This window comes from Kitasatospora sp. NPDC058190, from assembly GCF_042883685.1.
Classification (GTDB): domain Bacteria; phylum Actinomycetota; class Actinomycetes; order Streptomycetales; family Streptomycetaceae; genus Kitasatospora.
On sequence record NZ_JBHVVI010000001.1, the window covers coordinates 86,663 to 110,265 of the forward strand.

Below are 23,603 nucleotides of genomic sequence, written 5' to 3' on the forward strand. Positions count from 1 at the left end.
CGGCCCACCACGGCCTGCAACCCGCTGCTCCCGTCGGGAACAGGGCCTTCCGCTGCCGCCCGGGGCCCGCTTGTGCTCAGCGCAGCCCCAGCAGGGTCAGTGGCGCCGGGGGGCAGGTGGGGCGGAGGGCGGTGAGGCGGGCGGTGGAACTGCGGAGGGTGTCGGGGGTGAGGGCGCGGGGTGGCGGGGCGTCGGGGGCGAGGGTGAGTGGGGGTTGGGTGGCGGCGGCGAGCAGGAAGTCCTGGGTGGCGTCCGCGGGTCCGGGGCGGCAGGCGGCGGTGGGGCTGCCCCGGACGGCGTACGGGGTGGTCCGCAGGCCCACCGAGCGGAGGCCGGACTCGATCTGCCAGAGGCCGCCCTCGTCCCCGCCGGCCCGGACGGCGATCCGGCCGCCGGGGGCGAGCAGCCGGGCTGCGAGGCCGTAGAACTCCTGGGAGTGGAACTTGACCGGCCCGCCGTCCGCGGGGGCGGGCAGGTCGGCGAGCACCACGTCGTACTCCGCGTCGGGCGCGCCGCGCAGCCAGGCCATCGGGTCGGCCGCGGTGGTGCTGACCCGGGGGTCGTCCAGGGAGTGGCCGGTGAGGTCGGCGAGCCCGGGGTCGGTGCGGGCGAGCCGGGGGAGGGCCGGGTCGGCGTCGACCAGCCGGACGGAGCGGACGCCGCGGTGCCGGAGCACCTCCCGCAGGGCGAGGCCGTCGCCGCCGCCGAGCAGCAGGACCCGGGTGTCGGGCCCGGCGGCCATGGCCGGGTGGACGAGTGCCTCGCTGCCCCGGTACTCGTCGGGTCCGCAGACCGCGAGTCGTCCGTCGAGGTAGAGCCGGAGCGGGCCCTCGGCGGGGCCGGTGAGCACGATCTCCTGGTACCGGCTGCGGGTGGCGTAGCGGATCTGGTCGCCGTAGAGGGCGTGCCGGGCGGCGCGTTCGATCGCGTCGGAGCCGACGGCGGCGGCCGCGAGCAGGGTGAGGACGACTGCGCAGCCGAGCCAGAGCAGGCGTCGTATCCGGGGGGCCGGTTCCTCGCGGAAGAGCCAGAGCACCACGGCGGCTCCGGCGACGGCGTTGACCGCCCCGGTGAGCAGTGCGCCGTCGCCGGGCCCGAGGCCGGGGAGGATGAGGAAGGGGAAGGCGAGGCCGCCGATCAGTGCCCCCACGTAGTCGGCGGCGAACAGGTCGGCGGCGGCGCGGCCGGCGTCCTCGCGTCGGATCCGTTGGATGAGGGTCATCAGCAGCGGGATCTCGGCGCCGATCAGGATGCCGATGAGGCAGGTGAGGCTGACCGTCGCGGCCTGGTAGCGGCCGATCCAGGCCCAGCAGGAGTACAGGGCGAGGACGGAGAGTCCGCCGGTGAGCGCGAGGGCGCACTCGACCAGGGCGAAGGCGGTGGCGGGCCGGCTGGTGAGTCGTTTGGCGAGCAGTGAGCCGAGGCCCATCGCGAAGACCATCACGGAGAGCACGACCGAGGTCTGGGTGACGGTGTCCCCGAGCAGGTAGTCGCCGAGCGCCACGAGTTCGAGCTCGTAGACGAGTCCGCAGGCCGCGCAGACGAACGCGGCCAGGAGGACGGCCAGGCGGGCGAGCCGGGGGCGGGATCGCAGCCGGGATCGACGGCGGGTGGGCAGGGGGGTGAGGCTTCGCCCGGTCAGGGGTGGGGTGCCGTCGTCGAGGTCCACTCGCGGGCGTGCGGGCGGACCGGCCGGATGGTTGATCACGAACAAACGCTAGGGGACGTGCGGGACGGATAGCTGCGCCCATCCGACGGACAGTGCGGGCCCTCGGGTTGACGAACCGTTCCTGCGTACGATTCGTCAGCTCGCGCCGTGTGACGTATGGCCGGACCGGTGCTCCCGCCCGGGCTTCGGGCGGTCATGCCCCCGACACCACCAGCGAGGAGCGGGTGCAGACCAGCTGCCCCTCCTGCGGGTAGGCGTGCCAGGTCCGCCAGAGCAGCCGGTCCGTGCCGCCCTGGGTGACCAGCGCGGTGAAGGCGCTCGGGTCGCCCGGGAAGACCCCGGCGAGGCCGCGCGGGTGCCCCTCGACCAGGGCCAGCAGTTCCTGGGCGCGGGCCGCGAAGTCGTGCGGGGGCAGGACCTCGATCCGGGCGGCGAACTCGTACTCCCAGCCGCCGACCTGTTTGGCCACCCGGGCGGGCAGCGGAGTGCTGCGGCCGGGCAGGCAGGCGACGGTCTCCAGGCAGCTGCCGGGTCCGGCGTCGATCACCACCTGGTGCGAGGCGCCCAGCAGGCGCAGCTGGATGGTGCCGGGGGTGCCGGGGCGGCCGCCGTCGAGTCTGAGGTCGCGGACCGCGAGCGCGGGCAGCGGTTCGCCGCCGAGGCACCAGGCCAGGTCACCGGCGCGGGTGTCCGTGTAGGAGGTCTGCAGTGTGGTGAGCATGCTCGGCTCCGCGTTTCAGCTCCGTGCGCGCCCGCCGAGCAGCAGCGAGTAGGCCTAGGCGATGGCGAGGCTGTTCGTGGCTGTGCGGCCCTGGGCGCGGCCGACCGTGGAAGGAAGGATTCCGGCTGGAGATTCAGCAGCAGAGAAGCACGAATACGCCGGGTCCGTCGGTGATTTACCCATCTTTGTCAAGCATTCACCGTTAAGAGCACACCTACTTCCCGGCTCTGATCGACCCGGTGTGCGACTTTGCACAGCGCGCGCCCCTGCAACCGGCCCGTGCGCCGTGCGCGCCGGGAGTGCGCTGTCCGCGCGCTTTACGTGCCGCCGCCCTCCACACACCGGGCGTGGAGGGCGGGCGGGTGTGCCAGGGAGGTCGGCTGAATTGCCTCCCTGGCAGCAAACGAGCATGCCACTCAGGAGAGTTGATGGCCAATCAAACCTGGTGTCGGGCCGGAATTGCTTTCGTTCGAGGGGGCGCGCGGGCGCTCAGAGGCGCTGCAGTCGCGCCACGGCCTCCTGGAGCACCTCGTCCTTCTTGCAGAAAGTGAAGCGGACCAGGCTACGGCCGGCCGCGGTGTCGTCGTAGAAGACGGCGTTGGGGATCGCGACCACGCCGCAGCGCTCGGGCAGGGCGCGGCAGAACTCGATGCCGTCCTTCTCGCCGAGCGGGGTGATGTCGGTGGTGATGAAGTAGGTGCCCTCGGGGTTGAACACGCGGAAGCCCGCCGACGAGAGACCGTCAACCAGCAGGTCCCGCTTTCGCAGCAGGTCGGTGCGCAGGGCGTCGAAGTAGCTGTCGGGGAGGCGGAGCGCCTCGGCGACCGCGTACTGGAAGGGGCCGGCGCTGACATAGGTGAGGTACTGCTTGGCGGTGCGGACCGCCGATACGAGGGCCGGACTCGCGGTGACCCAGCCGACCTTCCATCCGGTGAAGGAGAAGGTCTTGCCGGCCGAGGAGATGGAGACGGTGCGTTCGCGCATGCCGGGGAGGGCGGCGATCGGGTGGTGGGCGGCGGTGCCGAAGACGAGGTGTTCGTAGACCTCGTCGGTGACCACCAGCAGGTCGTGCTCGACGGCGAGTTCGGCGATGCCGGCGAGTTCCTCGGCGGTGAGGACGGTGCCGGTGGGGTTGTGCGGGGTGTTGATCAGCAGCAGTCGGGTGCGCGGGGTGATCAGGGCGCGCAGCTCGTCCAGGTCGGGGCGGAAGTGCGGGGCCCGCAGGGTCAGCGGGACGCGGGTGGCGCCGGCCATCGCGATGCAGGCGGCGTAGGAGTCGTAGAAGGGTTCGAGGGCGATCACCTCGTCGCCGGGCTCCAGCAGGGCGAGCAGGGCGGCGGCGATGGCCTCGGTGGCGCCGGCGGTGACCAGCACCTCGGTGTCCGGGTCGTAGCTCAGGCCGTGGAAGCGCTGCTGGTGCTCGGCGATGGCGGTGCGCAGTTCGGGGATGCCGGGGCCGGGCGGGTACTGGTTGCCGCGGCCCTCGCGCAGGGCCCGTACGGCGGTCTCCCGGACCTCCTCGGGCCCGTCCGTGTCCGGGAAGCCCTGGCCGAGGTTGATCGAGCCGGTGGCCGTGGCCAGGGCGGACATCTCGGCGAAGATCGTCGTTCCCATCCCGGCCAGTCGGCGGTTCAGCAGCGGCCTGGTACCCATCGGTGGCTCCTCACGCGTCGTCGTCGCGCCCATCCTGGGGCAGCCGGGGGCCGGGGACAAGGACGGCCCGCCACCGCGACGTGAACGCGGTGGCGGGCCGTACGGGGGGAAGCGGGGATCAGGCCTCGTCGGAGCCCTCGCCCTCGCCCTCCTCGCCCTCGATCTCGTTCTGCAGGCCCAGGCGCTCGACGATCCACTGCTCGAAGCCCACCGCGGCCTGGGTCCAGTTCGCGGTGGTGGTGACGAAGTAGTCCAGGTTGACGCCGGTGCCGACGATCATCTGGGCCTCACCGATCAGACGGACCACGCCGTCCTCGTGGGTGTGGGTGTAGACCTTCGGCCAGAGGGTCTCGCGGTTCCACTCGTCGATCAGGTCGAGGATCTCGCCCTTCTTCTCCAGCGGGTACGCCCGGTCGTAGAAGGCGCGCACCGCGAAGAGCTCCTTCTGCTCGCCGCGGAACATGTAGTAGACGCGGAAGCCCTCCCAGGGGGCGGTGAGGTCGCCCTCCTCGTCCACGACGTGCTTGAGCTGCATCTGGTCGAGCAGCTGGGTGACCAGGCCCTGGTCCGGGACGATGATCGGCGGAGGGCCGGCCGGCCGCCCGCCCTGGCCACCGGGCTGGCCGCCTCCGGGTACGCCGAAGGACGGGATGGACGACGGGTCGATGCTCATGGGGGTCCTCTTCCTCAGTGCACGTGGTGGCCGGCAATGAGAGGCCGCCCTTTCCACCTCCCATCCTGCCTCATTCGGGGCCTCGCTCACAGGGGCACCCGGGGGCGCGTCGATCTTCCTTTCGGGGTACGGCGCACACCGGTCACCCAGGGTGCCCGGCGAGCGGAGGCAGGGCGGCGCGCCCGGTGCGCGGGTGAGCCAAGTCACGCGCCCGGCGCCCGGGTTCGGCTGCCGTACCGGCCGGATGCGGTTAGCGTGCGACGGAACTCGCCGTTGGCAACATCCGTATCCGGTGGGCGAGTTGAGGTGATTTGAGCTGAAGGGGGGAAGCGGGATGGAGCGTACGGTGACCGGGGAGGGTGCCTCGCTCGGGAGGCTGCTGCGGAACATCCGGCTGGAGCGGGGGATGACGCAGGAGCAGTTGGGGGAGGTGTCGGGACTGAGCGTGCGGTCGATCCGCGACCTGGAGCGAGGGGTGTCCTGCCCGCGGGTTTCCACGCTGCGGCTGCTCACCCAGACGTGGAGCCTGCCACAGGCGCAGGGGGCCGAGCTGCACCAATTGGCACGCACCTGGCGGGACCGCTCGCGGCGGCAGCGGCGGGGCGCGGCGGACTGACCGCGGGGAGCCGACCGACTGCGGGGAGTCGGCACGACGCGGTTCGGGCCGCTCCGCGCGCCTGAGCGCGGGGAGCGGCCCGAACCGGCCCGAACCGGCCCTTCAGGGGTTACTTCTCCAGCGGGCCTCGACCGCGGACGGTGAGGCGGTCGCCCTCCTCGTCCCGCTCGACCAGGACGGTGTCCCCGTCGTGCACCTGGCCGGACAGGATCGCCCGGGCCAGCTGGTCGCCGATCGCGGACTGCACCAGCCGGCGCAGCGGGCGGGCGCCGTACGCCGGGTCGTACCCGGTGAGCGCCAGCCAGTCACGGGCGGCCGAGGAGACGTCCAGGGTGAGCCGCCGCTCGCGCAGCCGCTCGCCGAGGCGGGCCACCTGGATGTCGACGATCCGGCTGAGCTCGCCGGTGCCCAGCGGGTCGAAGACCACGATGTCGTCCAGCCGGTTGAGGAACTCCGGCTTGAACGCGGCCCGGACGGAGTCCAGCACCAGGGCCTTCTTCTTGTCCTCGGGGGTGGCCGGGTCCACCAAGTACTGGCTGCCCAGGTTGGAGGTGAGGATCAGGATCGCGTTGCGGAAGTCCACCGTGCGGCCCTGGCCGTCGGTGAGCCGGCCGTCGTCCAGCACCTGGAGCAGGACGTCGAAGACCTCCGGGTGGGCCTTCTCCACCTCGTCCAGCAGCACGACGCTGTACGGGCGGCGGCGGACCGCCTCGGTGAGCTGGCCGCCCTCCTCGTAGCCGACGTACCCGGGCGGGGCGCCGACCAGGCGGGAGACCGAGTGCTTCTCGCCGTACTCGCTCATGTCGATCCGGACCATCGCCCGCTCGTCGTCGAACAGGAAGTCGGCCAGCGCCTTGGCGAGTTCGGTCTTGCCGACACCGGTCGGACCGAGGAACAGGAAGGAGCCGGTCGGGCGGTCCGGGTCGGCGATGCCCGAGCGGGTGCGGCGCACCGCGTCCGAGACCGCCTGCACGGCCTCCGTCTGGCCGATCAGGCGCCTGCCCAACTCCTCCTCCATGCGTAGGAGTTTGGCGCTCTCGCCCTCCATCAGGCGGCCGGCCGGAATGCCCGTCCAGGAGGCGACCACATCGGCCACGTCGTCCGGGCCGACCTCCTCCTTGACCATCGACGGCGAGGCGGACCCGGTCTCGTCGTTCGCGGTGGCGGCGCGCTCCTGGGCGTCGGTGAGCTCCTTCTCGGCAGCCGGGATCTCGGCGTACATCAGCTTGGACGCCCGCTCGAAGTCCCCGTCGCGCTGGGCCCGTTCGAGCGCGCCGTGCAGGTCGTCCAGCCGCTCCTTGAGCTCGCCGACCCGGTTGAGACTCTTCTTCTCCTGCTCCCAGCGCGCCGTCAGCACGCTCAACTGCTCGTTCCGGTCGGCGAGATCGCGCCGCAGCCGGGCCAGCCGGTCGACCGAGGCCGGGTCCGACTCCTTCTCCAGGGCCAGCTCCTCCATCCGCAACCGGTCGACGGCGCGCTGGAGTTCGTCGATCTCGACCGGGGAGGAGTCGATCTCCATCCGCAGCCGGGAGGCCGCCTCGTCGACCAGGTCGATCGCCTTGTCGGGCAGGAAGCGGGAGGTGATGTAGCGGTTGGACAGGGTGGCGGCGGCGACCAGGGCGGCGTCCGAGATCTGCACCTTGTGGTGCGCCTCGTACCGGCCCTTGAGGCCGCGCAGGATGGCGATCGAGTCCTCCACGCTGGGCTCGCCGACCAGCACCTGCTGGAAGCGGCGCTCCAGGGCCGGGTCCTTCTCGATCCGCTCGCGGTACTCGTCCAGCGTGGTGGCGCCGACCATCCGCAGCTCGCCGCGGGCCAGCATCGGCTTGAGCATGTTGCCCGCGTCCATCGCGGAGTCGCCGCCGGCGCCCGCGCCGACCATGGTGTGCAGCTCGTCGATGAAGGTGACGACCTGGCCGTCGGAGGCCTTGATGTCGTTCAGGACGGCCTTCAGCCGCTCTTCGAACTCGCCGCGGAACTTGGCGCCGGCCACCATCGCGCCGAGGTCCAGCGCGACCAGCCGCTTGCCGCGCAGCGACTCCGGCACGTCGCCGGCCACGATGCGCTGGGCCAGGCCCTCGACCACGGCGGTCTTGCCGACGCCGGGCTCGCCGATCAGCACCGGGTTGTTCTTGGTCCGGCGGGAGAGCACCTGGACCACCCGGCGGATCTCGTGGTCACGGCCGATCACCGGGTCGAGCTTGCCGTCCCGGGCGGCCTGGGTGAGGTCGGTGCCGTACTTCTCCAGCGCCTTGTAGGTGCCCTCCGGGTCCGGGGAGGTGACCCGGCCGCTCCCCCGGACGTCCTTGAAGGCGGCGAGCAGCGCCTTGGGCGTGGCGCCCTGCTGCACCAGCAGCTCGGCCACCGGCCCGCCCTCGGCGGCCAGGCCGACCATCAGGTGCTCGGTGGAGACGTACTGGTCGTCCAGGTCGTCCGCGCGCTTGCCGGCCTCGGTGAGTACGGCGAGGGTGTCCCGGGCGAGCTGCGGGGCGGCGACCGTCGAACCCATCGCGCTGGGCAGCGCGGTCAGCTGGCGGCGCGCCTCGGCGTCGATCCGGGCGGCGTTCGCCCCGACCGCCTCCAGCAGGGGCCGGGCGATGCCCTCGGGCTGCTCCAGCAGGGCGATCAGGATGTGCACCGGCTTGACGTCCGGGTTGCCGACCGCGCCCGCCTGCCGGATCGCGGCGGACAGGGCGTCCTGCGTCTTGGTGGTGAACTTGCTGGCGTCCACTGCTGGGGGATCCTCCCTCGTCGTCCTTCACTACTGCTACGTACAGCATGCACTAACTTGAGTCTATTCCGCTCAAGTTTTTCCATCGGGCCCGGGTTTCCCCTGGCCCGACCCTCAACTCTTCCTCTTGCCCGACCCTTAACTCTTCCTCTTGGTGGTCCGGCCGTTCGTCCGCCGGGTCAGCCCCAGCAGCTCCCGGGCCGGCCCGCTCGGCCGGTGCCCGGCCGGCCACACCGCGCGCAGCGGCCGCCGCAGGTCCAGCTCCTCCGCCAGCGGCACCTCGACCAGCCGCCGGGTGGCCAGCTCCTCCATCACCGCCAGCTCGCTCAGGCAGACCGGCCCCGCCCCGGTCATCGCCGCCGCCTTCAGCGCGGTGGACGAGGCCAGCTCCAGTCGGGGCCGGGCCGCGCCCCCGTACGGCGTCAGCGCCATCTCCAGCACCTCCCGGGTGCCCGAGCCGGGCTCCCGGAGCACCAGCGGGGTGGCCGCCAGCTCGGTCCCGGTCAGCGGGGTGCGCCGACGCGACCACGGGTGGCCGGGCGCCACCACGACCACCAGCCGGTCCGCCGCCACCACGGCGCCGGCCAGTCCGGGCGGGGTGGACGGGCCCTCGACGAAGCCGAGGTCGGCCTCCCGGGCCAGCACGTGCCCGGCGACCTCCGCCGAGTTCGCCGTCCGCAGCGTCACCGCCGTCCCCGGGCTGGCCTCGGCGAGCGCCAGCAGCCAGCCCGGCATCAGGTACTCGGCGACGGTCAGGCTGGCCACCACCCGTAGCTTGGCGTCCCGCCGTTCGCGCAGCGCGTCGATCCCGGCGTCCAGCGCCTGGGCCGCCTCCACCACCTGTCGGGCCCACTCGACCACCAGCCGGCCCGCCTCGGTGGGCCGGCTGCCCCGGGGCGAGCGCTCCAGCAGCGCGACGCCGATCTGCCGCTCCATGCCCTTGATCCGGGCGCTGGCGGTCGGCTGGCTGACGCCCAGCTCGGCCGCGGCCCGGCCGACGCTGCCCAGCCGGGCCACCGCGAGCAGCAGTTCCAGGGCGCCCAGTTCGGGGACGTGCGGGGAGAGAGGCATAGGTTCAGGCTATGTCCTCATAGGATCCGCGGCGCTACCGGCGGCCGGGCCGCCGGGCCAGGGTGGAACCATGTCCACCTCGGCCGATGTCCGTCCGCTCACCCGTCCCGCTCCCCGCACCCGGCTCTTCCGGTTCGACCTCGCCCAGCTCGGCCCCAACTGGTACGCCGCCGTGATGGGCACCGCGATCATCGCCAACGGCGCCGCCGCCCTGCCGGTCCGGGTGCCCGGGCTGATCGGCTTCGGCGAGGCGATGTGGGCGCTCGGGCTGGCCGCCCTGCTGGTGCTGGCCGGGGCCCGGCTGGTCCACCTCACCCGGCACCGCGAGGCGGCCCGCGCCCAGCTGCTGGACAACCCGGCCACCGCGGTCTTCTACGGCTGCCCGCCGATGGCGCTGCTGGCGGTCGGGCTCGGCACCCTGCTGCTCGGCTCCCGGGTCATCGGCACCGGTCCGGCGGTCGCCCTGGACGCCGTGCTGTGGGGCGTCGGCACCCTGTACGCGCTGACCGTCGCCGCCGGCATCCCGTACCTGATGATCACCCGGCACCCGGTGTCCGCGCTGGAGGCCAACCCGACCTGGCTGCTGCCGGTGGTCGCCCCGCTGGTCGCCTCCGCCTGCGGCCCGGCCCTCGTCCCGCACCTGCCCGCCGGAGCGCCCCAACAGGCCCTGCTGTACGGCTGCTGGGCGCTGTTCGGGGTCGGCCTGCTGGCCACCCTGGTGCTGCTGCCGGTGGTGTTCACCGGGCTGTTCCACAGCAAGCTGCCCGTCCTGACGCTCACCCCCGCGCTGTTCCTGGTGCTCGGCCCGCTCGGCCAGTCCGTCACCGCGATCCACCAGCTCGCCGACGCCGCCCGCCCGGTGCTGCCCTCCCTGGCGCCCGTCATGCTGCCGCTGGCCGAGCTGTACGGCATCGCGGTGATCGGCGTCGCGATGCTCTGGCTGGCTGTCGCGCTCACCGCCAACCTGCGGGCCCGCCGGGCCGGGATGCCGTTCGCGATGACCTGGTGGGCCTACACCTTCCCGATCGGCACCTGCGTCACCGGCGCCGCCGCGCTCGCCCGGCACACCGGCTTCGGCGGCTTCACCGCGCTGGCCGCCGGGCTCTACCTGCTGCTGGTCGTCGCCTGGGTGCTGGCGGCGGGGGGTACCGCCGCGGGGCTGGTGCGCGGGCGACTGCTGGCGCGCTGACCCGGTCGGACGCCCGGCCGGACGGTCAGTCGGAGGAATGACCCCAGCTCAGGAGCACGCCGCCGTTGCAGGAATGCGCACCTTCGGGCTGACCGTGCACAGCCAACCGGCCGCCGCCGCCCGCACCCCCCGCTGGCCTCGGGCTTTACCGGAATCCCGCCCGCCGCCCACGGCACCGCACCGGCACCGGGATGCAGGTAACTGCAAATGCGCGAACCTGCACTCGGGCGGCACTTGTCCACCGGGCGTCACGCTGTGAGGGTGGAGGCACGCCAAGGTCGCCGGGCAACCGCAGCCCGATGGTGGCGACTTGCTCTTCAGGTCTGACCGCGTGTGCAACGTTCCGCACGCGTGGAACGGGGGGGAAGAGCTCCGGCCGGGGTCCATGTGTGGTGATGGACTCCGGACCCGGATCCGTCGAGGCGTTGCTGCTCCGGCTCGACGGAAGCGCCCGGGCCTTGGCGCGCCGACGGCGGCCCCCGGACACCCGGTGTGCGACGGCACCCGGACCCGGGGCCCGCCGTCCGACCGGTACCGTGAGCACGCCCGGCAGCCGGTACCGCGCACCCGCGACTCGCGCGTACGGGCAGGGGCAACACCAGGCGAGAGGCGTCCGGCAGGGAGAGTGCGACGTGACGGCGGAACCGGCGGTCACGCCGCACCACGCGGTACCCGCGGGCGGGGAGCCCGACGAGGCGGCCCGGCAGCTCTACCTGGCGATCATCGCCGAAGGCGGCCGCATCCCCTGCGCCGACATCGGGGACACCGACCGCGACGCGCTCCGGCAACTCCTCGACATCGGCCTGCTGATGGCCAACCGGATGGACCACTGCTACACCGCCGTCAGCCCGCGCTCGGTCAGCGACCGCCTCGGCGCCGAACTCCGCAGCGAGGCGACCCGCCTGCTGGTCCGCGCGGAGAACCTCCCGGGTGCCCTGGACAGCCTCACCCGTGCCTACGACACGATGCCCCGCCCGTCCGGCCGGTCCGGCGGCGCGGTCTACGTCGAGGGCCACGTGCACATCCGCCAACGGATCTCCCAACTGGTCTCCGACTGCCGCGTCGAGGTGCTCACCGCCCAGCCCGGCCACCGGCCCGCCGACACCCTGCAGGTCGCCCTCACCCAGGACGTCCAGCTCCTCCAGCGCGGCTGCTCGCTGCGCACCATCTACCAGCCGGTCGCGTTCGCCGACCCGCCCGCGCTCGCCTACGCCGAGGAGGTCACCCGGCACGGCTCGCAGATCCGGGTCCTCGACGAGCCCTTCCAGCGGCTGATCGTCTTCGACCGCAGCGTCGCCGTCATCGCCGCCAACGACGACAACAGCACCGCCGCCTTCATCAGTGACCCGGCCGCCCTCACCTTCCTGATCGGTGCCTTCGAACGCGACTGGGCCCGCGCCGACACCACCGAGGCCGCCGGCTGCCTCGGCCAGAGCCCCGCCCGCACCATCCCCGACCGGGTCGGCCGCCTGCTCGCCCGCGGCCTCACCCAGCGCGCCGTCGCCACCCGGCTGGGCCTGAGCGAGCGCACCGTCGCCGCCCACATCTCCCGACTGCGCGACCGCTACGGCGCCCAGACCCTCTTCCAGCTCGGGTGGCTGATGAGAGGCTCCCGTGACGACTGACGAGCCCGGCCCGGCCGAACGCGTCCTCTACCTCGCAGCCGTCCGCGGCGGCGGCCGGCTGCGCCCCGAGGACCTCGCCCCCGCCGACCGCCCCACCGTCGCCGCCCTCGTCGCCCGCGGCCTCCTCAACCCCACCGCCACCGGCTACACCGCCGCCAACCAGCGCGCCCTCGGCGACCGCCTCGGCGTCGAACTCCGCACCCGCGCCACCCGCCTGCTGCTCCACGCCGAGCGCCTCCCGGTCGCCCTCGGACCGCTCACCCGGGCCTACGAGGCGGTTCGCCGACCGGACGGGCCGGACGGGCCGGGCGGTTTCGGGCCGGAGAGCGTGGAGTTCGACACCGCCATCGACATCCGCCAGCGCATCGCCGAGCTCATCTCCGAGTGCAAGGAGGAGTTGCTTGCCGCCCAACCCGGGCCGCGCCCCGTCGACGGCCTCCAGATGGCCCTCTCCCAGGACCTCTCCCTGCTCCGCCGCGGCTGCTCGATGCGCACCCTCTACCAGCCGGTCACCCTCACCGACCGCGCCGTGCTGCGGCAGATCGCCCTCCGCACCCGGCAGGGCGCCCAGGTCCGGGTGCTCGCCGAACCCTACGAACGGCTACTGGTCTTCGACCGCTCGGTGGCCGTCATCCCGGCAGCCGAGGACCGCAGCCGCGCCGCCTTCCTCACCGACCCCACCACCGTCGCCTACCTGGTCGCCCACTTCGAACGCGACTGGGCCCGCGCCACCCCCGCCGACCGCCACCTCGAAGCCCCGCACCCCACCACCGTCCGCATCGGCCGCCTCCTCGCCCGCGGCCTCACCCAACGCACCGTCGCCACCCGACTGGGCCTCAGCGAACGCACCGTCGCCGGCCACATCGCCCGCCTGCGCGACCACTACGGCGCCCAGACCCTCTTCCACCTCGGCTGGCACCTCCGGGGGGAGCGGCATGACTGACCCGACCACCCTCCTCCTCGGTGCAGGAGGTGCAGGGGAACCGCTCGAGCCGGCCCGGCAGACGACGGGAGAACAGCCGTGACGAACCGCAGCCTCGCCCTGCCCGACGAGGCCGCCCGCGAGCTCTACCGCGCGATCCTCCGCGAGGGCGGCCGCATCCGCATCGCCGACATCCCGGAGCAGGACGCGGCGACCGTCCAGACGCTGCTGGACCTGGGCCTGCTGAAGCCGTACATCTCGGACGGGTCGCTCAGCGCGATCAACCCGCGCTCGGTCACCGCCCGCCTCGGCGCCGACCTCCGGGCGGCGGGTACCCGCCTGTTGGTACAGGCCGAACAACTCCCGGACCTACTGGGCGACTTGACCGCGGCCTACGACACTGCTCCGCGGCGCCACGACTGCACCGGAGTCGTTCGGATCGTCGAGGGTGCGGAGAACATCCGGCACCGGATCTCCCAGATCTCCGAAGAGCTGCGCCACGAGGTGCTGTCCCTTCAGCCGGGCGGAGCGCGTCCCATGGACGCCGTCGACGACATCGTGGACTACGACCGCCGGATCCTGGAGGGCGGCGGTTCGATCCGCACCGTCTACGAGTCGACAGCCCGGTCCGACGGTCCGACGGTCGCTCTGGCCGCTCGGCTGACGGGCATCGGGTGCCACATCAGGGTCGTGCCCTTCTCCCTGACCAAGATGATGATCTTCGACCGCGCGGTGGCCGTCATCCCGGCCTCGGCGGACCTCGGCGCCGCGGCATTCGTGGAGGACCCAGCCACGGTCGCCTTCCTGGCCGAGGTCTTCGAGCGCTTCTGGCAACTCGCCGAGGGCGTCAACTGGGCCGCCTTGGCCGCCGGCGCCACCGACTCCGCCGCTCACGAGCAGGTGGGCCGCCTGCTCGCTCAGGGCCTCACCCAGCGCGCCATCGCCACCCGACTGGGCTTGAGCGAGCGCACGGTGGCCGGTCACATCGCCCGTCTGCGCGAGCGGTACGACGCCGAGACGCTCTTCCAACTCGGCTGGCAGATGAGGGGAGCCCGCGATGCCTGAGCCGGTACTCGACCTGCCCGGGCTGCCATTGAGCCGCGCAGCCCGGGCGGAGGCAGCCGGGCTGCGCGGCAAGCGGCGGAAGCAAGAGCCCGGAGGGGGATCCGGGGGGTGCGCTCTGCTCAGCCGGTCGCGGCGCCGGTCGGCCAGTAGCCGGGGACGGAGGACTGCTGTCGGGGGACGTTGAACCGGTCGCCGGGGGCGGTCCAGAAGCCCTCGCGGAGGGAGAGCGCCATACCGGCCCAGTCCAGGGCGGTCTCCACCGTGTGGTGGAGGGCCTCCTGCGACCAGGTGTCGTCGAAGACCAGCGGCAGGACAGGGGCGACCTGCTCGATGGTGGCGATCAGCGGGTTGTGGGTGATCGCCTCGTCGACGAGCAGGACGATCGGCTTCCGCAGGGCCGACGCCCAGCCCAGCTCCAGGCTCACCCCGGCCGAGAGCGGCGCTCCGACGTAGGCGAAGACCAGGTCCGCGGACTGCAGGGCGCGGAAGTCGGACGGCACCCGGGGCTCGGGCGCACGGCCCGCGACGGTCCAGGCATCGCTGTGGTGCGCGCTGTACACGGCGGCGCCGCTGCGGAGCAGGGTGGTGCGAAGCGTCGTCAGCCGCGTCCGGCTGGCGAGCGTCACCACGCTGTCCGCGGGGCCGGTCAGCCGCATCAGCGGCGCGGCCAGGAACACACGTGCACGCCGACCCTCAGGGGCCTGGCTGTCGTGGTGACGCAGGTAGGGCTCGGTCATGTCGACTCCGGGGGATTGCCTTAAGGCCTATCGGCACGCCGACTGGCGGGAACGGTGGCTGCTCAGGCTCTGGACTTGTGTGGTGAGGCGGTGGCTGCTCATTTGAATGAGCATTGCCAAGTTGGCGGGTCTTGCTGAGACCATCGAGAGCGAACTGATCGTCCATCGAGCCGGCCCGCCGCGTCCAGGGTTGCCCCGTGTCATCTGGATGCCTGGCAGGGAGATGACGCGGCTGCCAAGGTGGGAGAGCTTGGCAGCTATGAGTGGTGTGCGGCAGCATGGTGGACGATAGTGCTTCTCTTGATGATTCGTTCGATACAAGACGGAAGGGGTGGGCGCATGTCTCGTATGCACCGGTTTGTCCGTAAGGTGATGCTGCCTCTGGTTATTGGTGCGGCTGCTTTGGTGAGTGCGCATCTCGCGGCAGGTGGCACGGACGCCCAGCCCCCGTCGGTTTCTGCGGCCACCGTTGTCGCTGAGGACCTGGGGTGGTCCTGACATTCCTGCGAATGACCCCTTCGGGGTCGGGCGCTGGATAGGTGCTGATCCCCTGCTGTGGTCCGAGGCGCCGGGACGCCGGTTCCAGGGCGACGGCACTACTCGGGGGATCCCTCCGAGGCTCTGGCGAGGGCGTACCCCAGCTGGAAGAGGGAATCGACGTTGTACTCCTCCCTCATCTCCGCGATGTGCCGAGCCAGTGTTCGTTCGCTGATGCCCAACCGCCGTGCGATGACACGGTGGTTGGCTCCAGCGAGGAGCAGGTCGATGATCGTCTGTCGCAGGCGAGGCACCACCTGCTGTGGTACGGCGCGGTCGCCGTCGAAATCCAGTGCCCGATTCCAGCTCGGTTCGAACACCGCCTCGGCCAGGTAATTCGCGATCGTCGGCTCGAATATGAAGGCGGCTGATGTCATGTCGTCCGCGATCGGCACGACAGCAATTCGCCGGTCGATGACAATCAGGCGGATGTACGGTTCGTCCAAGGTGCGGAACTGTCCGCCGGCTCCGGCGAGCTTTGCCACATAGTCCCGCGTCGGTTGATGGTAGCGGGTGCTGGCATGGTAGATCGTGCGCATCGTGGTGCCGCGCTCCAGCGTCTCCAGATCGCGCTCGATCATGGCGTCAAGGAGCTCGGGCGGGCGCGGACCCCCAGGTTGGAGCGCCAGCGCCTCCTCCATTCCGGCAGAAATGCACTGTCCCAGGCGCTGGTTTATCAGAACCTTTCCGTGAACGTATTCGATCGAGCCGCCGGTCTGCCGCTGGGAGTGGAACTCCTGGGAGAGTTCCTGAAGTTCAAGTGGAAGTGAAACCGCGCGCGACAGCAGATCCAGTGCCTGCCGTTGCCAGGTGTTGCTGATGCGGTCGGCGAGTTGCGCGGGATCGACGGCGACCAGGACGTCAGGTTCATCCGAATCAGGAACCAGCAACCCCATGCCGAGCAACTCGGCCAGTCGATCGCCGTCCTCGAGGGAATGCGTGTCGCAAGGAAAGCGGCCGCCATTCTTGACGATCTCCAGGTACACGGCGCGCGCTTCTGCTGAGAGGGCGTGCGTCCCAGCTGGAGTGGAACCCGCGTGGGCTCGTCCACTCATCTGCGGCTCCCTGTCGTCGTTCCGAAGATGTCCAAGATTTGGTCTCCTGGATTTTAGGGTGCCGATCCCCGATCGGAGGATGGTCATGCTGATCCGGAGTGGATCCCGGCGGTTGGTTGGGTGACACTCTCTCACCGCAACAGAGCCGCCGGCACCCCCCGAACAGGAGGGAGCCGGCGGCTGGCGAGGTGAGCGGTGCCCCGGGTCAGCGCTTGGGGCGCCAGACGACGAGGGCGCTGGACTGGGGGGTGGGGGGCTGGTACGGGACGAGGTCGCGGCGGTAGGAGGCGTGGACGGCGGCCTCGCGCTGCTGGAGGGCGGTGGCGGCGCCTTCGAGCGAGTCGACCAGCTCGGTGATGCGGGCCTGGAGGGCGGCGACCTGGTTCTCCAGCTCGATGATCCGCTTGATGCCGGCCAGGTTGATGCCCTCGTCCTGGGAGAGCCGCTGGACCTCCCGCAGCTGCTGGATGTCGCGGGCGGAGTAGCGGCGGCCACGGCCGGCGGTGCGGTCGGGGCAGACCAGGCCGAGGCGGTCGTACTGGCGCAGGGTCTGCGGGTGCAGGCCGGACAGCTCGGCGGCGACCGAGATGACGTACACCGGGGTTTCCTCGGTGAGCACGTACTGCGGCGGGGCCGCGGCGGTGCGCCGGGTGCGGCGGGGGCCGTCGCCGGGAAGGCCCTCGCCGAGGCCGGGGCCGATCGGGCTGTCGGGGGTCATCGGGTTCGGGGACATCTGGTCGTCACGCTCCCTTCGCCGCCCGGAAGAGGGCGGCTCGCGGGTCGTCGGAGGCGGTGGCCTCGCGGTACTGCTCCAGGGCGTTCAGCGCGTCGCCGTCGACGTGCTGAGGCACCACGACCTCGACGGTGACGAGGAGGTCGCCGCGGGTGCCGTCCTTGCGGGTGGCGCCCTTGCCACGGGCGCGCATGGTGAGACCGTTGGCGCTGCCCGGGGGCAGCTTGAGCTTGACGGCGGGGCCGCCGAGCGTGGGCACCTCGATGGTGGCGCCGAGGGCCGCCTCGGGGAAGGTGACCGGGACGGTGACGGTCAGGTTGTCGCCCTTGCGACCGAACACCGGGTGCGGGTCGACGTGGACGGTGACGTAGAGGTCGCCGGGCTGGCCGCCGCGCTCGCCCTGGGCGCCCTTGCCCTTGAGCCGGATCCGCTGGTCGGCCTGGACGCCGGCCGGGATGCGGACCTGCATGGTGCGGGCGGAGCTGGCCCGACCGCTGCCGTGGCAGTCGGTGCACGGGTCGTCGACGATCATGCCCCGGCCGCGGCAGTCCTTGCACGGCTCGGAGAGCGCGAAGGCGCCCTGGCCGCGGCTGACGGTGCCGGAGCCGACGCAGGTCGGGCAGACCCGCGGGGTGGTGCCGGACTTGGCGCCGGTGCCGTTGCAGACGCGGCAGGGGGCCTGGCTGGTCATCCGCAGCGGGACGGTCGCGCCGTCCACCGCCTCCTCGAAGGAGAGCGTCACCTCGGTCTCGACGTCGGCGCCGCGCCGGGGCTGGGCCTGCCGGGTACCGCCGCGGTTGAACAGGCCGCCGAAGACGTCGCCGAGCCCGCCGCCACTGCCGCCGCCCTGGTTACCGCTGAAGAGGTCGCCGAAGTCGAAGCTGTAGCTGCCGGTGCCGGGGCCGCCGGTGCGGAAGCCGCCGTTGGCGAAGAGGCTGCGGGCCTCGTCGTACTCCTTGCGGCGCTTCTCGTCGGAGAGGACGTCGTACGCCTCGGAGATGTCCTTGAAGCGCTCCTCGGCCTTGGCGTCGCCCTTGTTCGCGTCCGGGTGGAACTCGCGCGCCAGCTTGCGGTAGGTCTTCTTGATCTCGGTGGCGGTGGCGTCCTTGGGCACGCCGAGGACCTTGTAGTAGTCCTTCTCGACAAAGTCCTTGCCGCTCATGCGCCCACCTCGCTTCGCTCGGCAGCCGATTCGCGGCACGCGCACCTCTTGACGGTTCGCTCGCTGCGCTCGCTCACGGCCTCCGCCACCTCCCGATGTCCATCGTCACTGCGCTGTCAACGGCAACTGGAAGAAGAGCCGTTGACAACGCGCTGCGGAGCCGGCCGCCGTGTTGGCCGGCGTACGACTCCGCAGCGCACTGGTTGTCAGCTGTCACAGCTTGTCAGCTGTCCGAGCCACCGTCGGACGTGTCCGAGTCGGCGGACTTCGCCTCGGCGTCCGGGGCGGACGTCGTCTGTGTGCCCGGCTGGGGCTCCGCCACGGCGACCATCGCCGGGCGGATGATCCGCTCGCCGATGCGGTAGCCGGGCTGGAGGATCTGCACGCAGGTGTCCTCGGTGACGTCCGAGGAGTAGCTGTGCATCAGCGCCTCGTGCTGGGTCGGGTCGAAGGGCTCGCCCTCCTTGCCGAACTGCTGGAGGCCCAGCTTGGCGACGACCGTCTCCAGGGACTCGGCGACGGACTTGAAGCCGCCCGTCACCTCGCCGTGCTCGCGGGCGCGGCCGATGTCGTCCAGGACCGGGATCAGGGACTCCAGGATGTTGGAGACCGCGATCTCGCGGACGGTCAGCCGGTCGCGCTCGACCCGCTTGCGGTAGTTCTGGTACTCGGCCTGCAGTCGCTGCAGGTCCGCGGTGCGCTCGGCCAGCTCGCGCTTGGCCGTGGCGAGGTCCTCGGAACCCTCGCCGGCACCCACCGCCGCGGCCTCCTCGGCAGCCTTGATCACGGCCTCTTCGGCGGCGGAGTCGTCGCCGGGCTTGCCGCCCTGCGGCTTGTCCGTCATGCCGACGCACCGCCCTTGGGCTTCTCGTCGTCCACGATCTCGGCGTCGACGACGTCGTCCTCCTTGGCGTGGGTGGACTCGCCGGCCGCGGCCGCACCGGCACCGGCGTCGGCGTACAGCGCCTGGCCGAGCTTCTGGGCGGTGGTGGAGACCTTCTCCGAGGCCTCGCGGATCGTCGCGATGTCCTCGCCCTTCAGGGCCTCCTTGAGCTCGCCGATGGCGGTCTCGACCTCGGTCTTGACGTCGGCCGGGAGCTTCTCGGCGTTGTCGGCGATGAACTTCTCGGTCGAGTAGACGAGCTGCTCGGCGGAGTTGCGGGTCTCGACGGCCTCGCGGCGCTTGTGGTCGTCCTCGGCGTACTGCTCGGCCTCGCGGCGCATGCGATCGACCTCGTCCTTCGGCAGCGAGGAGCCGCCGGTGACGGTCATCTTCTGCTCCTTGCCGGTGCCGAGGTCCTTGGCCGCGACGTGCATGATGCCGTTGGCGTCGATGTCGAAGGTGACCTCGATCTGCGGCAGGCCGCGCGGCGCCGGCGGCAGGCCGGTCAGCTCGAACATGCCGAGCTTCTTGTTGTACGCGGCGATCTCGCGCTCGCCCTGGTAGACCTGGATCTGCACGGACGGCTGGTTGTCCTCGGCCGTGGTGAAGATCTCGGAGCGCTTGGTCGGGATCGTGGTGTTGCGCTCGATCAGCTTGGTCATGATGCCGCCCTTGGTCTCGATGCCGAGGGACAGCGGGGTGACGTCCAGCAGGAGGACGTCCTTGACCTCACCCTTGAGGACACCGGCCTGGAGCGAGGCGCCGATGGCGACGACCTCGTCCGGGTTGACGCCCTTGTTGGCGTCCTTGCCGCCGGTCAGCTCGCGGACGAGCTCGGCGACGGCCGGCATGCGGGTCGAGCCACCGACCAGGACGACGTGGTCGATCTCGGAGAGCGAGATGCCGGCGTCCTTGATCACGTTGTGGAACGGGACCTTGCAGCGCTCCAGCAGGTCCGAGGTCAGCTGCTGGAACTGGGCCCGGGTGAGCTTCTCGTCCAGGTGCAGCGGACCCTCGGCGGAGGCCGTGATGTACGGCAGGTTGATCGAGGTCTCGGAGGACGAGGACAGCTCGATCTTGGCCTTCTCGGCGGCCTCGCGCAGACGCTGCAGGGCCATCTTGTCCTTGGACAGGTCGACGCCGTGGCCGGACTGGAAGACCTTGACCAGGTGGTCGACGACGCGCTGGTCCCAGTCGTCACCACCGAGGTGGTTGTCACCGTTGGTGGCCTTCACCTCGACGACCCCGTCGCCGATCTCCAGCAGGGAGACGTCGAAGGTGCCACCGCCGAGGTCGAAGACCAGAATGGTCTGGTCGTCCTTGTCCAGGCCGTACGCGAGGGCGGCCGCGGTCGGCTCGTTGACGATGCGCAGGACGTTCAGGCCCGCGATCTCGCCGGCCTCCTTGGTGGCCTGGCGCTCGGAGTCGTTGAAGTACGCCGGGACGGTGATGACGGCGTCGGTGACGGTCTCGCCCAGGTACGCCTCGGCGTCGCGCTTCAGCTTCTGCAGCACGAAGGCCGAGATCTGCTGCGGCGTGAAGTCCTTGCCGTCGATGTTGATCTTCCACCCGGTGCCCATGTGGCGCTTGACCGAGCGGATGGTGCGGTCGACGTTGGTGACCGCCTGGCGCTTGGCCACCTCGCCGACCAGGACCTCGCCGTTCTTCGCGAAGGCGACGACGGACGGCGTGGTCCGCGCGCCCTCGGCGTTCGTGATGACGGTGGGCTCGCCACCCTCGAGAACGCTGACGACCGAGTTCGTCGTGCCGAGGTCGATGCCGACCGCGCGTGCCATCGTAGATACCTCCACGGAAGAGTTGAGCTTTACGGGCTCAAGCATGCACGAGGTCCACGAACGAGTCAACAGCCTTGAGCTGTCCTGGCTCAACTTTGCTGCGGCGGTGATTCCCCTCTTCCGTTTTGCTCCGAATGGATGACTATGGCCTTACGTGACTGCCGCCATATCTTGAGCACCTTCTGAATCGGCGCTAACGGGCGGTAAGGTCCGGCCGGTGGGTGGTTAAGTTACCCACGAGTACACTTGACCGACCTATACCTTCACCGCCGCTGGAGTACGGAGAAGCCGGATGCAGCTAGCAGCGATCGTCATCTCACTGGGCACGACCGTGGTCGGCGTAGCGCTGTTCGCTCGTGCCATCGCGCAGATCTACCGGTTCGTCCGGCTCGGCCAGCCCGTCCCGAAGGGCGCGCGGATCAACGACCCGGTGGCCCGCACGGTGACCCTGATCCGTGAGTTCCTCGGGCACACCCGGATGAACAAGTGGGGCGTCGTCGGCGTCGCCCACTGGGCTGTCGCGGTCGGCTTCTACGCGCTGATCCTCACCCTGGTCGGCGCGTTCGGTCAGCTCTTCGACCCGGACTTCGAGGTCCCGATCGTCGGCGACTGGACGCCGTACCTGGTGTTCCAGGAACTGCTCGGCTTCGTGACCTTCCTCGGCATCGCGGTGCTGACCGTGATCCGCCAGCTGAGCCTGCCGAACAAGGCGGGCCGCAAGTCCCGCTTCGCGGGCTCCAACATGGGCTTCGCGTACTTCATCGAAGCGGTCATCCTGGTCATCGGCGCGGCCATCCTGACCCTGCGCGGCCTGGAGGGCGCCCAGCTGGGTGTCGACCACTACTCGGTCGCGTACGTGGTCTCGTACCCGCTGGTGAAGCTGTTCTCCGGACTGAGCGTCGGCACCCTGCACAACCTGCTCTGGCTGGTTGCGATGATCAAGATCTCCGTCTCCTTCATCTGGATGATCACGGTCTCGCTGAACACCGACATGGGCGTGGCCTGGCACCGCTTCCTGGGCTTCCCGAACATCTGGTTCAAGCGCAACGCCGACGGTGCCGTCGCGCTGGGCGCGCTGCAGCCGATGACCTCGGGCGGCCAGCCGATCGACTTCGAGGACCCGGCCGACGACGCCGTCTTCGGCGTCTCCCAGGTCGAGCACTTCTCCTGGAAGGGCATCCTCGACTTCTCCACCTGCACCGAGTGCGGCCGCTGCCAGTCGCAGTGCCCGGCCTGGAACACCGGCAAGCCGCTCTCCCCGAAGCTGCTGATCATGAGCCTGCGGGACCACGCCTTCGGCAAGGCGCCGTACCTGCTGGCCGGTGGCGGCAAGGACATGGAGGGCACCGAGCAGGCCACCGCCGAGCAGCTCAAGGACGTCCCGGCGAGCGCCATGGCCGAGGCCGAGCGCCCGCTGATCGGCACCGCCGAGGAGAACGGCGTCATCGACCCGGACGTGCTGTGGTCCTGCACCACCTGCGGCGCCTGCGTCGAGCAGTGCCCGGTGGACATCGAGCACATCGACCACATCGTCGACATGCGCCGCTACCAGGTGATGATCGAGAGCAACTTCCCGACCGAGGCCGGGACGATGCTCAAGAACCTGGAGAACAAGGGCAACCCGTGGGGCATGGCCACCAAGGCCCGCCTGGACTGGGTCAAGGAGCTCAAGAAGGAGACCGGCATCGAGGTGCCGGTGATCGGCGAGGACATCGACCCGGCCGAGGTCGAGTACCTCTACTGGGTCGGCTGCGCAGGTGCCCTGGAGGACCGCGCCAAGAAGACCACCAAGGCCTTCGCCGAGCTGCTGCACACCGCGGGCGTGAAGTTCGCGATCCTCGGCAAGGAGGAGACCTGCACCGGTGACTCCCCGCGCCGCCTGGGCAACGAGTTCCTGTTCCAGATGCTCGGCGCCCAGAACGTCGAGACGCTGAACGCCGCGCTGGAGGACGCCCCGACCAAGCGGATCGTGGCCACCTGCCCGCACTGCTTCAACACCATCGCCAACGAGTACCCGCAGCTCGGCGGGCACTTCGAGGTGATCCACCACACCCAGCTGCTGCAGCACCTGATCGACGAGGGCAAGCTCGTCCCGGTCAACCCGGTCGAGGGCCTGATCACCTACCACGACCCCTGCTACCTGGGCCGCCACAACAAGGTCTACAGCCCGCCGCGCGAGATCATGGACAAGGTCCCCGGTCTGCGCCAGCAGGAGATGCACCGCCACAAGGAGCGCGGCTTCTGCTGCGGCGCCGGCGGTGCCCGGATGTGGATGGAGGAGCGCATCGGCAAGCGGATCAACACCGAGCGCGTGGACGAGGCGCTGTCGCTCAACCCGGACATCGTCTCCACCGCCTGCCCGTTCTGCCTGGTGATGCTCTCCGACTCGGTCAACGGCAAGAAGAACGAGGGCGCGGCCAAGGAGCACCTCAAGGTGGTCGACGTGGCCCAGCTGCTGCTCGACTCGGTGAAGGCGACCCCGCCGGCCGAGGCCGAGGAGCCCGCGACGGTGGACGCGTAGCGACCGCTGTTCGACAGTTCTGCTACAACCGCCCGGCCCGGTGGACGCCGCCAACGCGCCCGCCGGGCCGGGCTTTTGGCGCCCCCGGTCGGGGCCCCGGGGCCGGGCGGCCGGGCGGAGGGTGACATCGATCGCACGGCCGCCGGACGGGCATTCGGTCGGAAGGAAATACAGTAGGCGCCGGACCGGCCGCGAGGCCGGTCGACCCGTTCCGGACGGGTCAGAAGACCGACGGAGGTATCGG

At 71.2% G+C, this 23,603-nt stretch carries 18 protein-coding genes; 6 read left to right on the plus strand and 12 right to left on the minus strand.

Going from position 1 to position 23,603, the window contains the following annotated elements:
* Positions 1-76: 76 nt before the first annotated feature.
* From ACFVWU_RS00390 to ACFVWU_RS00405, 4 genes are all read right to left on the minus strand, one after another.
* A complete protein-coding gene (locus tag ACFVWU_RS00390; protein WP_387613417.1) occupies positions 77-1,708 on the minus strand; it encodes a polyamine aminopropyltransferase in 1,632 nt (543 codons plus the stop codon).
* A gap of 154 nt (positions 1,709-1,862) precedes the next feature.
* Positions 1,863-2,390, minus strand: a complete 528-nt coding sequence (locus tag ACFVWU_RS00395) for a DUF2617 family protein (RefSeq protein WP_387613420.1) — start codon at positions 2,388-2,390, stop codon at positions 1,863-1,865.
* Positions 2,391-2,879: 489 nt separating this feature from the next.
* Entirely contained in the window at positions 2,880-4,043 is a 1,164-nt protein-coding gene (locus ACFVWU_RS00400; protein ID WP_387613423.1) for a pyridoxal phosphate-dependent aminotransferase, read from the minus strand.
* Positions 4,044-4,161: 118 nt separating this feature from the next.
* Positions 4,162-4,716, minus strand: coding sequence for a YbjN domain-containing protein (locus ACFVWU_RS00405; RefSeq protein WP_387613426.1), 555 nt, complete (start codon positions 4,714-4,716; stop codon positions 4,162-4,164).
* Positions 4,717-5,062: 346 nt separating this feature from the next.
* Here ACFVWU_RS00405 and ACFVWU_RS00410 point away from each other — a divergent pair, with 346 nt between their 5' ends.
* The gene (locus ACFVWU_RS00410) at positions 5,063-5,332 is read left to right on the plus strand and encodes a helix-turn-helix domain-containing protein (RefSeq protein ID WP_387613429.1); all 270 of its coding nucleotides are present in this window, start codon (positions 5,063-5,065) and stop codon (positions 5,330-5,332) included.
* 109 nt (positions 5,333-5,441) lie between these two features.
* Here ACFVWU_RS00410 and clpB read toward each other — a convergent pair whose 3' ends face one another.
* Complete coding sequence (clpB, locus tag ACFVWU_RS00415; RefSeq protein ID WP_387613432.1) at positions 5,442-8,063, minus strand: ATP-dependent chaperone ClpB; 2,622 nt, start codon at positions 8,061-8,063, stop codon at positions 5,442-5,444.
* Between the two features lie 138 nt (positions 8,064-8,201).
* Positions 8,202-9,134, minus strand: a complete 933-nt coding sequence (locus ACFVWU_RS00420; RefSeq protein ID WP_387613435.1) for a LysR family transcriptional regulator — start codon at positions 9,132-9,134, stop codon at positions 8,202-8,204.
* Between the two features lie 70 nt (positions 9,135-9,204).
* Here ACFVWU_RS00420 and ACFVWU_RS00425 point away from each other — a divergent pair, with 70 nt between their 5' ends.
* The 4 genes from ACFVWU_RS00425 (at position 9,205) to ACFVWU_RS00440 (ending at position 13,935) form a co-directional block, all read left to right on the plus strand.
* Positions 9,205-10,323, plus strand: coding sequence for a TDT family transporter (locus tag ACFVWU_RS00425; protein ID WP_387613437.1), 1,119 nt, complete (start codon positions 9,205-9,207; stop codon positions 10,321-10,323).
* A 632-nt stretch (positions 10,324-10,955) separates the two neighbouring features.
* Positions 10,956-11,948, plus strand: a complete 993-nt coding sequence (locus ACFVWU_RS00430; protein ID WP_387613440.1) for a LuxR C-terminal-related transcriptional regulator — start codon at positions 10,956-10,958, stop codon at positions 11,946-11,948.
* Positions 11,938-12,891 carry a LuxR family transcriptional regulator gene (locus tag ACFVWU_RS00435; RefSeq protein WP_387613442.1) on the plus strand — a complete coding sequence of 318 codons (954 nt, stop codon included), beginning with the start codon at positions 11,938-11,940 and terminating at the stop codon, positions 12,889-12,891. Before ACFVWU_RS00430 ends, ACFVWU_RS00435 begins: the two co-directional genes overlap by 11 nt.
* A 78-nt stretch (positions 12,892-12,969) precedes the next feature.
* The gene (locus ACFVWU_RS00440) at positions 12,970-13,935 is read left to right on the plus strand and encodes a LuxR C-terminal-related transcriptional regulator (RefSeq protein WP_387613445.1); all 966 of its coding nucleotides are present in this window, start codon (positions 12,970-12,972) and stop codon (positions 13,933-13,935) included.
* Between the two features lie 119 nt (positions 13,936-14,054).
* Here ACFVWU_RS00440 and ACFVWU_RS00445 read toward each other — a convergent pair whose 3' ends face one another.
* The 6 genes from ACFVWU_RS00445 to dnaK all read right to left on the minus strand — a co-directional run bounded on the left by ACFVWU_RS00445 (position 14,055) and on the right by dnaK (position 20,838).
* Positions 14,055-14,672: a hypothetical protein gene (locus ACFVWU_RS00445; RefSeq protein WP_387613447.1), complete on the minus strand. Its 618-nt coding sequence runs from the start codon at positions 14,670-14,672 to the stop codon at positions 14,055-14,057.
* A gap of 596 nt (positions 14,673-15,268) precedes the next feature.
* On the minus strand, positions 15,269-16,195 hold the full coding sequence (locus ACFVWU_RS00450) for a helix-turn-helix domain-containing protein (RefSeq protein WP_387613450.1): 927 nt from the start codon (positions 16,193-16,195) through the stop codon (positions 15,269-15,271).
* Positions 16,196-16,469: 274 nt separating this feature from the next.
* Positions 16,470-16,997: a heat shock protein transcriptional repressor HspR gene (locus tag ACFVWU_RS00455; RefSeq protein WP_387613453.1), complete on the minus strand. Its 528-nt coding sequence runs from the start codon at positions 16,995-16,997 to the stop codon at positions 16,470-16,472.
* Between the two features lie 7 nt (positions 16,998-17,004).
* A complete protein-coding gene (gene dnaJ, locus ACFVWU_RS00460; protein WP_387613456.1) occupies positions 17,005-18,159 on the minus strand; it encodes a molecular chaperone DnaJ in 1,155 nt (384 codons plus the stop codon).
* A 223-nt stretch (positions 18,160-18,382) separates the two neighbouring features.
* Complete coding sequence (gene grpE, locus ACFVWU_RS00465; protein ID WP_387613458.1) at positions 18,383-19,003, minus strand: nucleotide exchange factor GrpE; 621 nt, start codon at positions 19,001-19,003, stop codon at positions 18,383-18,385.
* Positions 19,000-20,838, minus strand: coding sequence for a molecular chaperone DnaK (gene dnaK, locus ACFVWU_RS00470; RefSeq protein ID WP_387613460.1), 1,839 nt, complete (start codon positions 20,836-20,838; stop codon positions 19,000-19,002). Before dnaK ends, grpE begins: the two co-directional genes overlap by 4 nt.
* Positions 20,839-21,130: 292 nt before the next feature.
* Here dnaK and ACFVWU_RS00475 point away from each other — a divergent pair, with 292 nt between their 5' ends.
* A complete protein-coding gene (locus tag ACFVWU_RS00475) occupies positions 21,131-23,359 on the plus strand; it encodes a (Fe-S)-binding protein (RefSeq protein ID WP_387613463.1) in 2,229 nt (742 codons plus the stop codon).
* Positions 23,360-23,603 lie beyond the last annotated feature (244 nt).

Coding starts and splice junctions, on each gene's coding strand:
- ACFVWU_RS00425 (WP_387613437.1), top strand. CDS start 9,205: ATGTCCACCTCGGCCGATGTCCGTCCGCTCACCCGTCCCGCTCCCCGC.
- ACFVWU_RS00420 (WP_387613435.1), bottom strand. CDS start 9,134: ATGCCTCTCTCCCCGCACGTCCCCGAACTGGGCGCCCTGGAACTGCTG.
- dnaJ (WP_387613456.1), bottom strand. CDS start 18,159: ATGAGCGGCAAGGACTTTGTCGAGAAGGACTACTACAAGGTCCTCGGC.
- ACFVWU_RS00455 (WP_387613453.1), bottom strand. CDS start 16,997: ATGTCCCCGAACCCGATGACCCCCGACAGCCCGATCGGCCCCGGCCTC.
- grpE (WP_387613458.1), bottom strand. CDS start 19,003: ATGACGGACAAGCCGCAGGGCGGCAAGCCCGGCGACGACTCCGCCGCC.
- ACFVWU_RS00405 (WP_387613426.1), bottom strand. CDS start 4,716: ATGAGCATCGACCCGTCGTCCATCCCGTCCTTCGGCGTACCCGGAGGC.
- ACFVWU_RS00475 (WP_387613463.1), top strand. CDS start 21,131: ATGCAGCTAGCAGCGATCGTCATCTCACTGGGCACGACCGTGGTCGGC.
- dnaK (WP_387613460.1), bottom strand. CDS start 20,838: ATGGCACGCGCGGTCGGCATCGACCTCGGCACGACGAACTCGGTCGTC.
- ACFVWU_RS00395 (WP_387613420.1), bottom strand. CDS start 2,390: ATGCTCACCACACTGCAGACCTCCTACACGGACACCCGCGCCGGTGAC.
- ACFVWU_RS00400 (WP_387613423.1), bottom strand. CDS start 4,043: ATGGGTACCAGGCCGCTGCTGAACCGCCGACTGGCCGGGATGGGAACG.
- ACFVWU_RS00445 (WP_387613447.1), bottom strand. CDS start 14,672: ATGACCGAGCCCTACCTGCGTCACCACGACAGCCAGGCCCCTGAGGGT.